General features: G+C 61.0%; 6 protein-coding genes. All 6 read left to right on the forward strand.

The genetic code is table 11. From position 1 onward, the window contains the following. Window positions 1–46: 46 nt before the first annotated feature. The 6 genes from ACILSR_RS27450 to ACILSR_RS27475 all read left to right on the forward strand — a co-directional run bounded on the left by ACILSR_RS27450 (window position 47) and on the right by ACILSR_RS27475 (window position 12,800). Window positions 47–1,558, forward strand: a complete 1,512-nt coding sequence (locus tag ACILSR_RS27450; protein ID WP_395753017.1) for a sulfatase — start codon at window positions 47–49, stop codon at window positions 1,556–1,558. Further along, on the forward strand, window positions 1,555–6,408 hold the full coding sequence (locus ACILSR_RS27455) for a sulfatase-like hydrolase/transferase (RefSeq protein WP_395753018.1): 4,854 nt from the start codon (window positions 1,555–1,557) through the stop codon (window positions 6,406–6,408). Before ACILSR_RS27450 ends, ACILSR_RS27455 begins: the two co-directional genes overlap by 4 nt. Next, window positions 6,405–8,033, forward strand: a complete 1,629-nt coding sequence (locus ACILSR_RS27460; protein WP_395753019.1) for a hypothetical protein — start codon at window positions 6,405–6,407, stop codon at window positions 8,031–8,033. The genes ACILSR_RS27455 and ACILSR_RS27460 overlap by 4 nt, the downstream gene beginning before the upstream one ends. Before the next feature lie 45 nt (window positions 8,034–8,078). Further along, window positions 8,079–9,779 (forward strand): FAD-dependent oxidoreductase, encoded by a 1,701-nt coding sequence (locus tag ACILSR_RS27465; RefSeq protein WP_395753020.1) that lies wholly within the window; start codon window positions 8,079–8,081, stop codon window positions 9,777–9,779. Window positions 9,780–9,832: 53 nt separating this feature from the next. Beyond that, window positions 9,833–11,380, forward strand: coding sequence for a pyridoxal-phosphate dependent enzyme (locus ACILSR_RS27470; protein ID WP_395753021.1), 1,548 nt, complete (start codon window positions 9,833–9,835; stop codon window positions 11,378–11,380). Window positions 11,381–11,567: 187 nt separating this feature from the next. Continuing rightward, entirely contained in the window at window positions 11,568–12,800 is a 1,233-nt protein-coding gene (locus ACILSR_RS27475) for a hypothetical protein (protein WP_395753022.1), read from the forward strand. Window positions 12,801–12,873 lie beyond the last annotated feature (73 nt).

A 12,873-nucleotide genomic window follows, 5' to 3' on the forward strand; every position in this document is an offset into this window, starting at 1 on the left:
GAAAGTCCGCGGGCGACGTCGTTAGAGGGCGTGGTTTTTCCTCCCTATGAAATGGTTTTCTTTTCTTCTGCTGCTCGGAATGGCGGTTCCATCGTTGAGCGACACCCCGGCGCGCAAACCGGATGTCCTCGTCATCCTGGTGGACCAATGGAGCCCGCGCTATCTGAGCTGGGAAAACCCGCAGGTGCGCACGCCGCATCTCGATAAGATCGCGTCAGAAGGCATGGTCTTTGACCGCTGCTACACCACCTCTCCGGTGTGCATGCCCGCGCGTGTGTCGCTGCTCACCGGACTGTATCCGCACAATGGCGGCCACGGCATTTGGGGCAATGCGTTGAATTACCACGTTCCGGCGGAGGAGGCCACCATGTTTCGCGACATCAAGGCCGCCGGTTACACCACCGCGCAGATCGGCAAGACCCACTGGACCTCCGGCCCCAGCGTTCGCGAAGCCTATCCAAAGCTCGAGGACTACCACCGTGCGCTCGGACTCGACTACGTCTTCGATGTCTCCGGCCCTGTGGACTCCGTCACCGAACGAAATCCCTATGCCGAGTATCTGCGCAAACTCGGCCTGCTCGAAAAAGTCGCCGAGGAGATGCACGACCGATACGTGAAGTGGGAGTTTCAGCCCAAGGCCAGCCTCGTCCCGCCCGAACATTACCACGATGTTTTTGTCAGCCGCGAAGCCGCCGACTTCGTTGGCAAACAGCCCGCTGACATACCCCTCTGCGTCGTGCTCAGCCTGCACTCGCCCCATCCACCGCTCGATGCTCCGGGTGAATACGCCACCATGTATAATGCCGGAAAACTCACGCTCCCTCCCAACGTCCCCGAGACCTTCCGTCGCGAGATGCGTACCATCGGCCATCCCGAAACCCGCGAGATGCTCGCCAACTACCTTGGAAAAATTTCCCTCGCAGACGACTGCATCGGCCGCGTGGTGGAGGCCTTCCAAAAGCGCGGCACCTGGGACCGCACCCTCGTCTGCTTCACTGCCGATCATGGCGAAATGATGGGCGCACACGGCATGCTCACCAAAGGCCGCATGTATGAGGAATCCGCACGTGTCCCGCTCGTGTTGCGCTTGCCCGGCCAGGTAAAGCCCTGCCACACCAAGGCGCCCGTGCAGATGTTTGATGTCTATCCCACCATCGTCGAAGCAATCGGCGGCACACTTTCGCCACATCGCAAGGCTGTCTCCCTGCTGCCAGTCGCGGCTGGAAGAAAAGAAAAGCTGCGTCCTTTCGCCATCAGCGAGATCGGCACACGCGCTCCCTTGAACATGATGGCCACGGACGGCCGCTGGAAGTGGTGGGTTGAGGAAAAAGGAGAGTTCCTTTTCGATCTCGATGCAGATCCCTATGAGATGAACAATCTCGCTGCCGATCCCGCTCACCTCACCACACTCAATCAAATGCGCGAGGGCATGCTCACGCACCTCCGCTCCACGCAGACAAACCTCTCCGAAGGCTACAAATCCAAGGTGCAGCGCATGCGCGAGGCTGAAGGAAAACCCGCCAAACCCAAAAAGAAGGCTGCCGAAAAACTCCCATGAAATTCCTCATTCACAGCCTTGCCGCACTGCTCATTTCGCTGGGTTCTCTCCACGCTGCCGAACAGCCGAACTTCATCGTCATCAACATTGACGACCTCGGTTATGCAGACATCGGCCCCTTCGGCTCAAAGCTCAACCGCACTCCCAATCTCGATCGCATGGCCCATGAGGGCAGAAAGCTCACCTGCTTCTATGCAGCGCCCGTGTGTTCTCCTTCTCGCGCCGCCCTCATGACTGGGTGCTACCCGAAGCGCGTTCTGCCCATTGGTGGCGTTCTGTTTCCGTCTGCGGCAGCAGGCCTGAATCCGCAGGAGCACACGGTCGCGGAACTCCTCAAAGCCACCGGCTACGCCACGGCCTGCATCGGCAAATGGCATCTCGGAGATCAGCCGGAGTTTCTCCCCACAAAGCAGGGCTTCGATTACTACCTTGGCATCCCTTATTCGAACGACATGGGCCCGCCTGAGGACGGCTCCAAGAGCAGCCTCGGCGACAAGCGGCGCGAGATTAAGCCCGGAAACGGCCCCAAAGATGACGAGAGCGGCATCCGCGATGGCGCCCGCCAGCCGCCGCTCCCGCTGCTGGAAAACGAAAAAGTCATCGCCCGTGTCAAAGAAGACGAACAGCAGGGCATCGTGCAGCGCTACACCGAGGCCGCCGTGAAGTTCATCAAAGCGAACGAGAGGAAGCCCTTCTTCCTCTACCTGCCGCACACAGCCGTGCACGGCCCGCTTTATCCCGGAAAGCAGTTCGCCGGCAAATCCCCCCACGGCCACTACAGCGACTGGGTGGAGGAGGTGGACTGGAGCGTGGGCCAGATTCTCGGTGCCCTGCGTGATCTGAAGCTCGATCAGAAAACTCTCGTTCTCTTCACCTCCGACAACGGCGGGACTCCACACTCGGTAAACACCCCTCTGCGCGGCTTCAAAACCACCACCTGGGAGGGCGGCATGCGTGTGCCTACCATTGCCTGGTGGCCCGGAAAGATTCCCGCAGCCACCTCCTGTGACGAGATCACCGGCATGTTCGATGTCCTTCCCACCCTGGTAAAACTCGGCGGCGGGACGCTCCCCGAGGGGCGCAAAATTGACGGTGCGGACATCTGGCCGCTTCTGGCAGGAATGACCGGAGCAAAATCCCCGCATGAATCCTTCTATTTCTACCGCGGCATGAAGCTCGAAGGCGTGCGCTCTGGTCCCTGGAAGCTGCGGCTCGCCTCCGCCGCCGAGCCAGCTCCGAAAGCCGAGGAAGCACGCGGAACCAAAGTGAAGGCCGGTGAGAACCAGCTATACAATCTTGAGTCCGACATTGGTGAATCAAAGAACGTTGCGGCAGATCATCCAGAAGTGATGAAGCAACTGCTCGCTCTCGTGGATGCCACAAAGGATGATCTGGGCCTCAATGATGCGGGTCCCGGCGTGCGTCCTCTGGGCCACGTGGAAAATCCAAAGCCAGTCCTGAACAAAGAAGGGCAGGTCGCCGAAGGCTTCATCGATGACCGCGCGAAGGATTCAGTCGCTCCTATGGCAAAAACCAGCCTGCCGCTGAATGTCCTCTTCATTATGGCGGACGACCTGCGCGCCGAACTCGGCTGCTACGGCGCAAAGCACATCCACTCGCCCAACATCGACAAGCTCGCCGCGCGCGGCACTTTGTTTGAGCGCGCCTACTGCCAGGTCTCCGTCTGCAATCCTTCGCGCTCCAGCCTTCTCGGCGGCGTCCGCCCGGACACCACGGGAGTGCTGGACAATCAGCACTTCCTCCGTCCGCAGCTTCCAGACATCGTCACGCTTCCACAGCATTTCAAAAACAACGGCTGGCACTCCCTTTCGCTGGGAAAAATCTTCCACCACAGCGAGCGCGAGCCCGGTGACGATCCGCAGTCTTGGAGCGAGCCCTCCTGGTATCACAGTCTGCCAGACCGGAGCTGGTTCTTGAAGGAGAACGACGACAAGCTGAAGGCCATCAAAAAACTCCCGCCGGACAAGCGCCCCAAACTCGTGCGCGGCCCACCCTTTGAAGCCGCGAACGAACCCGATGACGTTTACAGCGACGCCAAAACGGCCGCCAAGGCCATCGAAACGTTGCAGCGGCTCAAAAGCACCGAGAAGCCCTTCTTCCTCGGCGTCGGCTTCCACAAGCCGCACCTCCCCTTCACCTGCCCGCAAAAATATTGGGACATGTATCCGGCGGACACCATCAAACTGCCGGACAACTACAAGGTAAATGCGGACGTGCCCGCTCCTGCCTTGCACAACTGGTATGAACTCCGCTCCTACGGCGACGTGCCTCCTGCAGGCGGCATCCCGGACGAAATGGCCCTCAATCTCATTCGCGGCTACCGCGCCTGCACCACCTTTGTTGATGCCCAGATCGGTCGTGTGCTGGATGAACTCGACCGCCTCGGCCTGCGCGAGAATACCATCGTCGTTCTTCTCGGCGATCACGGCTACCACCTCGGCGAAAACAACATCTTCACCAAGATGACCAATTTCGAGCTCTGCACCCACGCTCCGCTCATCGTCAGCGCCCCGGGTCAAAAGCCCGGCCAGCGCACACGCGCGCTGGTCGAGTTCGTGGACATCTACCCCACGCTCGCCGAACTCTGCGGCCTTCAGCTCCCCTCACATCTCGAAGGCACCAGCTTCGCTCCTTTGATCGCTGATCCCGAACAAAAAGGAAAGCGCGCCGCCTTCAGTCAATACCTGCGTCCGGGCAAAGAAAAGTTCATGGGCCGCTCCGTCCGCACCGACCGCTGGCGCTACACCGAGTGGGCCAATGACAAAGACGAAATCGTCGGCACCGAGCTTTACGATGAACGCACCGATCCCCACGAAAATCACAACCTCGCCAAAGACACCACTCACGCGGAGACGCTGGCCGCCATGGCAAAGCAGCTTCACGAAGGACCAAAGAAAAAGGCGGCTCCAAAGCCCGAAGCACCCGCAAAGAAAAAAGACCCAGCAGCCCAGCCAAAGCCTGCCACCAAGGATGGCGACATCGTCCTGGGCGATTTCGAAGCCAGCGATCTCGGTGGCTGGACGCTCACTGGCAGGGCTTTTGCCCCGGCCCCCGTAAAGCCGGGAGATCGCGTGACTGCATTTGAAGGCACCGGTATCGAATGGAGCGGTGAAGAAGGACCCAAAAGCACCGGCACCTTGCTCTCCCCCGCCTTCAAACTGGAGCGCACATTCATCAACTATCTCGTCTCCGGTGCTCGCGATCTTCCCGCACGACTCGGTGTCGAACTCCTCATCGATGGCAAGGTCGTCCGCGCCGCCAGCGCCACCGAAATCAAAGACCCCTCAAAAGCCATGCTCTGGCGCACCTGGGGTGTGCGTGACCTCGCGGGAAAGACGGCACAGATTCGCGTCAATGATCAGTCCACACTCGCCAGCATCGCCGTGGACAGCTTTGCCCAGAGCGACAAGGCGAAAGGCCTGCCCGTCGATGCCAGCGTTCTCGGCTACGAATCCCTCCGCCCCCAATATCATTACACAGCTTTGTCCGGCTGGCTCAATGACGCCAATGGCCTGCTTTACTATCAGGGCACCTGGCATCTCTGTCATCAGCATCGTCCGCCGGAGGTTTCAGGCATCACCTGGGGCCACGCAAAAAGCACCGACCTCCTCCATTGGCAGCGTCTTCCTGAAGCCATTCAGATCGACAAAGGAAACGGCGTCGCCGCTTCCGGCTCCGGCATGGTGGACTGGAAAAATCACTCGGGACTTCAGCGCGGCGAGCGCCCTCCCTTGCTTTTCTTCTATTCAGAGCACGACAAATCCAAGGACGCAGACCGCATCAATCAATGCCTCGCCTTCAGCAACGATGCTGGCAAAACCTTCGAACTCTACCAGGGCAATCCGCTGCTCGTCACACCAGCCACCAAGGACCGCGATCCCAAAGTCTTCTACCACGAACCCAGCAGCGCCTGGGTCATGGTCCTCTCCCTCTCACGCGACAACAAGGACCGCGAACACGCCACCTATGGCATCTTCCGTTCTCCCGATTTGAAATCGTGGAAGCTCATTCAGGAGCTTGGCCCCGGCTCCTGGTACTGGGAATGCCCCGACATGTATGAGCTCCCCATCGACGGCGATCCTGCAAAGACAAAGTGGCTCCTCCAAAAAGGCAGCGGCGACTACATCATCGGCACCTTCGACGGCCACAAATTCACCCCCGAAACCGATCCCATCCGCACCAACTGGGGCGGCAACTTCTACGGCGCGCAAAGCTTCAATGACGCTCCCAATGGACGCCGCGTGCACCTCGGCTGGATGAGCACCGGCAAAGACGGCCCCAAAAGCTGGCCCGGCATGCCCTTCAATCAGCAGATGAGCTTCCCCCGAGAACTCACCCTCCGCTCCACCCCCGAAGGTCCCCGCCTCTTCAGCGAACCCGTCGCCGAAATCGAAAAACTCTACACCAAGACCCACGATCTAAAACCCGGCCCGCTTGCTCCAGGTACCAACGCCCTCGAAGGCATCTCCGGCGACCTCCTCGATATCGAACTCGAAATCGATCTGCAAAAAGCAGAGCAGCTCATCCTCAATCTCCGTGGCGATCTCATTTTCTACGACGTCACGGAGCAGCGCCTGCGCACCACCGGCCGCGACCGCGAATTCGCCATGCTTTCACTCAAGCCCAATAACGCCAAACTCACCCTGCGCGTCCTTCTTGACGCCACCAGCATCGAACTCTTCGGCAATCATGGCGAAGTCAATCACGCCCGCGACTTCTTCCCCGATCCCTCCAATCACACCCTCTCTCTCACCACGAAAGGCGCCCCGGCACAAGTGAGCAAACTCATCGTCCACGAGCTCAAATCCATCTGGCCTGCTTCACCATGATCAACCGCCGTCAATTCATTCATGGCGCGGGCGTGCTCGCTGCTGCTGCCAGGCTTCCTGCGGCCTCCTCATCACAGGCCGCGCCCCGCGTCCTCTACAGCAACGATACCACCAACATCTCCTCCTGCATCAGCCCCTTTCACAAGGAGCGCGAGCCCTTCCGCAAAGAAATGCTCGAAGCCACCGTCGATGAAGTCGCAGGCCTCGTGGACGCCCACCTGCTCCAGCCCGGCCTCGGCATGGTCCCCATGTGGCCCAGCAAAGTGATCCCGCTCGCGGAGCACTACGCCTGGATCAAGCAACGCTACGGCCAGAAGCCCGATCCATTCGGCCAGTTCGTGCTCGATGGCGGCGACATCGTTCAAGTCTTCATCGACCGCTGCCACCAGCGCAATCAATCCGCATTCATCTCCTTCCGCATGAACGATGCGCACCACAAGGAGTTCGCCGATCCCAAGCCCGGAGACAAACCCGGCGGCAGCATTGGCATGAGCGTGACGAAATTTTACGTCGAGCATCCCGAATACCGCATCATACCAGGATCCTTGCGCGGAGCCGATCTCGTCCAAAACTGGGCCGTTCCCGAAGTTCGAGCGCAAAAGTTCGCCCTCATCCGCGAACTCTGCGAAAACTACGACCTCGACGGCCTGGAGCTCGATTTCCTCCGCTTCTACAGCTACTTCCGCCCTGAGGAAACTCCGCTCGAGCAGCGCCGCGCCATCATGACCGCCTTCGTGCGCGAAGTCCGAACCTTGCTCGATCAAACCACACGCAATGGCAAACACCGCTGGCTCTGCGCCCGCGTGCCCTGCCATCTCCCCGCTCTCGACGTCCTCGGTCTCGATCTGAAATCCCTCGTCGCCGCCGGACTCGACATGGTCAATGCCTCCGAGCACTACTTCACCACCCAGCAGCACGATCTCGCCGCCATCCGCGCGCAGACACAGGGCGCCACACTCTACTTCGAGCTCTGCCACACCATTTGGAAAGGCGACAAGCTCTTGAAAGGCTACGATGTCTTCCCCTTCCGCCGCGCCACCCGCGAGCACCTCCACACCTCCGCGCACCTCGCCTACGCACGCGGTGCCAATGGCATCAGCCTCTTCAATTTTGCCTACTACCGCCAGCACGGCCAGGGCGAAGGCCGCGGCGTCTTTGGCGAGCCACCCTTCGAAGCACTCAAATCCCTGCGCGATCCCAAAACGCTCTCCCAAGAGTCGCAGCACTGGTTCATCGCCCAAGGCTGGCGTGCCCCCGGAATGAAGCCGCTGCCCGTCCCGCGCAAAGTTGAAGCCAGCAAACCCGCCAAGTTCAATTTCGATCTCGCCCCACCCACAGGCGGTTGGAAAAACGACGCCCGCATCCGCATCCAGACAGACCGGTCACTCGGCACCGATGAATGGACCGCCACCTTCAATGGCGCAGCCATCACCTCCACCCCCGATGTCTCCGAGCCATTCGCCGTTCCCTATCCCTCCATGCTCGCCAAGCCGGACGAACTGCGCGCATGGCTCATCCCTGCCAAACTCCTGCGCGAAGGCAAAAACAGCCTTGAGGTCACGCTCACCTCAGGTGCCCCCCTCTCCATCATTTTCGTCGATCTCGCCGTTGGTCAGCCTTCTTGACCAGCAAGGTGCGCCCTCGGCCCGCGTCTGATTTCGCTACCATTCATGAAGTCCTTTCTGCTCGTCCTTGCCCTCTCATCGTCTCTCGCCTCCGCCGCCGTGGTGGAGTCTGACATCTGCGTCTATGGCGGCACCAGCGGTGGCGTCGCCGCCGCGGTGCAGTCCGCGCGCATGGGCAAAAAAGTCGTCATCGCCGAACCCGGCAAACACCTCGGCGGCATGACCAGCGGCGGCCTCAGCGCCGTGGACATTGGCGATCCCCGCTCCGTCGGTGGCATCGCCCGCGAATACTTCACCCAGCTCGCCGCCACCGTGGGCGTCACCCTCGCGTGGGACAAAGCCTTTGAAAGCAAAGCCGGCGGTCCCGCCACCGGCGGCGCCTACGCCATCGAGCCTCACAAAGCAGAGCAGGTCTTCAATGACATGGCCCGCGAAGCAGGTGTAAAAGTGAGCCTCGGCGCACGCCTCGCCTCAGTCAAAAAAGACGGCGCACACATCACCGAATTCACCACCGAAGACGGCACCGTCTTCCGGGCCAAAGTTTTCATCGACGCCACCTATGAAGGCGATCTCATGGCCAAATCCGGCGTCAGCTACACCCTCATGCGCGAGGGCAATGCCAAATACGGCGAGACCTACAACGGCATCCACTACGTGGAAAAATTCATGCCTCACACCCATTACGAGCAGCCCGGCGAGAGCGGCCGGCTCAAAGGCGGCCAGGGCGTGTGGGACCGCGACTTCCCCCTCGATCCCTACGTGATCAAAGGCGATCCAAAAAGTGGCCTCCTTCCACTCATTCAGCCCGGCGAGCCCGGCACACCCGGCGATCCCGCTCCCGGCGTGCAGGCCTACTGCTTCCGCCTCTGCCTCACCACCAATCCGGCGAACATGATCCCCATAACACCGCCCACCGACTACGATCCCAAGCGTTACGAAATCATCGTCCGTTTCATCGAGGCCTGTCTCGCCAATGGCGACGCCATGGACCTCCGCTGGTTCTCCAAGCACGATGCCCTCCCCAATGACAAGTGGGACTTCAACACCGCCACCTTCGGCGGCAATCTCCCCGGCGCCTCCCACGCCTGGCCCGAAGCCTCTTATGCACAGCGCGAAAAGATCGCCAAAGAGCACGAAAACTACCACCGCGGCCTCCTCCACTTCCTTGCCACGGATCCACGCGTGCCGGAAAAAGTCCGCAAAGACATGCAGCGCTTCGGTTTGCCCAAGGACGAATTCACCGACAACGGCGGCTGGCCCCACCAGATCTACGTCCGCGAAGCCCGCCGCATGATCAGCGACCTCGTCCTCACCGAGCACCACACCTTCGGCCGCACTATCGCCCCAAAGCCCGTCAGCCTCGGCAGCTACGGCACAGACACCCATGAGATCCGCCGCATCGTGAAGGACGGCGTCGTCACTCGCGAAGGCAAAACCGCCGGTGGCCGCGATGGCGCACCACCCTACGGCATCGGCTACGCGGCCATCGTGCCAAAGCAAACCGAGTGCGACAATCTCCTCGTCACCTTCGCCCTCAGTTCCAGCCACACCGCCTTCAGCAGCATCCGCATGGAGCCTGTCCTCATGTGCACCAGCCAAAGCGCCGCCACCGCCGCCTCCCTCGCCATCGATGACAAAATACCCGTGCAGCAGGTCGATTACACCAGGCTAAAAGCACGCCTCGAGCAGGATGGTCAGGTGCTGGAGTGGAAGCATCCGGTTCCCGCAAAAAAGGCTTCCCACTGATCCGGCAAAACCCCTTGCCGTCGCACACCTGGCGCGGATGTATCGCACCACGAATGGAACGCGAAAATCTCCCTCTCGACCGCCGCCTGCGCCAGGAAATCCTCTTTGCCCGCGAGCGCGTGTACCGCTTCGGCCAGCCCACGCCCATCGAGCGCCTCATTCTCCCCGGCTCCGAGCCCGGTCCCGAAATCTGGGTGAAGCGCGAAGATCTCTCCCCCGTGAAATGCTACAAATGGCGCGGCGCCTGCAATGCCATGACCGAGCTCACACCCGAGCAGCGCTCCAAAGGAGTCGTCACCGCCTCCGCCGGCAATCACGCCCAGGGCGTCGCACTCGCCGCCAAAACCCTCGGCATCCACGCACGCATCTACATGCCGCGCTCCACGCCCAAAGTGAAACAAAACGCCGTCCTCCATCACGGCAGCGAATTCGTCCGCATCATGCTCGCAGGCGACAGCTACGATGAAGCCGTCACCGCCGCGCGCGAAGACGAGCGCACTAGCGGCGCCACTTACGTGCACGCGTATGATGACCTCAAAGTCATGGCAGGGCAGGGGACCCTTGCCGATGAAGTCGTGCTCTCCGGCCACGGCCCCTTTGATGCCGCCTATCTCCAAATCGGTGGCGGTGGCATGGCCTCCGCTGTTTCCTGCTGGCTCAAAACCTACTGGCCAAACATGGAAGCTGTTGGAGTCGAAGGCACCGGGCAGGCCTCCATGAAAGCTGCCCTCGCCGCCGAGAAACCCGTCGAACTCCACGACCTCGACATCTTCTGCGATGGCACCGCCGTGCGCAAAGCCGGCGTACTCCCCTTCGGCATCTGCCAGCAAAGTCTCGACCGCGTGGAGACTATCACTAATGCCGAAGTCAGCGCCGCCATCCGCGTGCTGTGGGAGACGCTGCGCTGCGTCTCCGAACCCTCCGGTGCCATGGGTCTCGCTGCCGTGCTGAAAAATCGCGCCGCTCTCGCAGGAAAGAAGGTCCTTATCGTCATCACCGGTGCCAACATCGACTTCCTCCAGCTCGGTCTCATCGCCCAGTCCGAAGGCTCCAGCAACACCGCTTCCCGCGCCCTCCGCGTCTGCATCCCCGAGCGCCCCGGCGCCATGCTTGCCCTCCTCGACTCCTGCTTCGAAGGTCTCAACATCGCCGACTTCCAGTACGGCCTCCATCGCGCCGACGAAGCCTGGCCCGTTTTCACCGTCACCGCCGAAAACGCCGAAAAACTCGCCGCTCTCCCCGCACGTCTCGAAGCCGGCGGCTATCGCTGGGAAGAACTCACCGGCGCTGTCGATGTCGCCTTCCGCGCCATCCCACTCCGCGGCGATCTCCTCACCCATCCTCTCTTTCTGCGTCTCGACTTTTACGAACGCTCGGGCGCCCTCCACGACTTCCTCTCCCGCCTCATCCGCGACCGCGCCAGCCTCTGCTACTTCAACTACCGCCAGTCCGGCGAGCGCATCGGCCGCGCCCTCATCGGCCTCGATTTCCCCTCCGCCGACTCTCGCGCCGCCTTCCTCACCGAACTCCCCGAACACGGCGAAGGCTACCGCTCCTGCAAACCCGTCGATGACGCCGTCATGGCCCGCATGACCGCATAAAGCATTTTAAATAGAGATATGCCCAGTCAACCCACCGCAGCAAAAGCATCCCCCTCTCCCCGCCCCTGAAAAACGAAAAAACGAATGCTTCTCTTCGGGGAGAGGGTTGGGGTGAGGGGCCGGGCTTGATTTCCTTAGGGTACGGCATGCCGCCAATACCACGTCATAGCTCAAAATATTCGAACCTGTGAAATATCTCATTCTCTTCCTCCTTCAGCTGGGTGTCCTGTTCAGCGCCCACGCAGCAAACGCCCCCCACCTCACCGTCACCCCTCTCACCACCGGCCCAAAACATCACTTCTTCGGCTACATCGGCCACGTGCGCACCATCCCCTGGAATCAAAGCGGCCGCTACATCGTCGCCCTGCAGACCGATTTTCAGGACCACATGCCACGTCCCGAAGACGCCGCGGACATCATCCTCATCGACACTCAGAACAACAACACCATCACCGTCCTCGATCACAGCCGCGCCTGGAATCCCCAGCAGGGCACCATGCTCTACTGGAATCCTCAGCAGGCCGAAACGCAGTTCTTCTTCAACGATCGCGATCCCGCCACCAACGAAGTCTTCTGCGTCCTCTACGACATCCAGTCACGCAAACGCGTCGCCGAATATCGCTGCAAAGGCACCCCCTTTGGCAACAGCGGCGTCGCACAAAACGGCGGCTCCTTTCTCGGCCTCAACTACGCCCGCATGGCCCGCCTCCGCCCCGTCACCGGCTACCCCGCCACCCACGATTGGACCATCGGCGTCGCTCAGCCCGAAGATGACGGCATCTTCAAAGCAAACATAGCCACCCAGGAGGCCCGCCTCCTCGTCTCCTTTAAACAGCTCGCCGATGCATTGCGCCCCACCCATCCCGAAGTCGATGGCAAAGAGCTCTTCATCAATCACACCCTCTGGAATCGCGACGACGACCGCATCTTCTTCTTCGTCCGCGGCGACTTCGACAAACCCGACCGCTGCAACATCCCCTGCATCATGAACGCAGACGGCACCGGCATCCGCCCGCTTGAAATGTTCATCGGCGGCCACCCCGATTGGGAAACCGGCCACCGCATGATCGGCCAGAAAGACGACCGCCAGATCATCTACGACACCGACACCATGATGATCGTCGGAGACCTCGGAACCCCGCAAATCTTCCCCAAACCCGGCGGCGATGTCGCCCTCTCACCCGACGGCCAATGGTTCGTCAATGGCCACGGCGACAAAGCCAAAAACCACTACACCATCCTCCGCCGCACCGACGGCGCCTGGGTTCGCTCCCCCGCCTTCGATCAAGGCACCTACACCAGCGGCGACCTCCGCCTCGACCCCGGCCCCCTCTGGAATCGCACTAGCACTCAACTCCTCGTCCCCGCCCTCGCCAAAGACGGCACCCGCCAGTTGTTCATCCTCACCATCCACCCATAGCCGCCCAACGCGGTTCTCCCTCTCCCCGCCCATGACGCAACCAATGGGGTATATTTCTCTTCGGGGAGAGGGT

The organism is Prosthecobacter sp. (genome assembly GCF_044222565.1).
In the GTDB taxonomy this organism is placed as follows: domain Bacteria; phylum Verrucomicrobiota; class Verrucomicrobiia; order Verrucomicrobiales; family Verrucomicrobiaceae; genus Prosthecobacter.